Annotated in this window: 2 tRNA genes; both read right to left on the bottom strand. The window is 59.7% G+C overall.

The features are described 5' to 3' along the window. Positions 1–28 precede the first annotated feature (28 nt). A tRNA-Asp gene (locus tag ACNFCH_RS25880) sits at positions 29–105 on the bottom strand. 137 nt (positions 106–242) lie between these two features. Further along, a tRNA-Asp gene (locus tag ACNFCH_RS25885) sits at positions 243–319 on the bottom strand. Between the last annotated feature and the right edge of the window lies 1 nt (position 320).

The raw sequence follows: 320 nt of genomic DNA on the forward strand, positions 1-320 counted from the left end.
AGGTGTTCATGGGACCTCGTGGCGAAGATGGCGCAGCGGACGGGACTCGAACCCGCGACCCCCGGCGTGACAGGCCGGTATTCTAACCGACTGAACTACCGCTGCGTATCGCTCAGGCTTGCGCCTGATTGAAACTGGGATCCGTCCTTTCGAGTAGTGCTCGAAAGACAGGCACAAAAAAAGCGACACGCTGATCGCTTTGTTTGTTGCTCCGAGGTGTTCATGGGACCTCGAAACGAAGATGGCGCAGCGGACGGGACTCGAACCCGCGACCCCCGGCGTGACAGGCCGGTATTCTAACCGACTGAACTACCGCTGCG

This window comes from Pseudomonas sp. NY15354, from assembly GCF_048068075.1.
In the GTDB taxonomy this organism is placed as follows: Bacteria; Pseudomonadota; Gammaproteobacteria; order Pseudomonadales; family Pseudomonadaceae; genus Aquipseudomonas; species Aquipseudomonas guariconensis_C.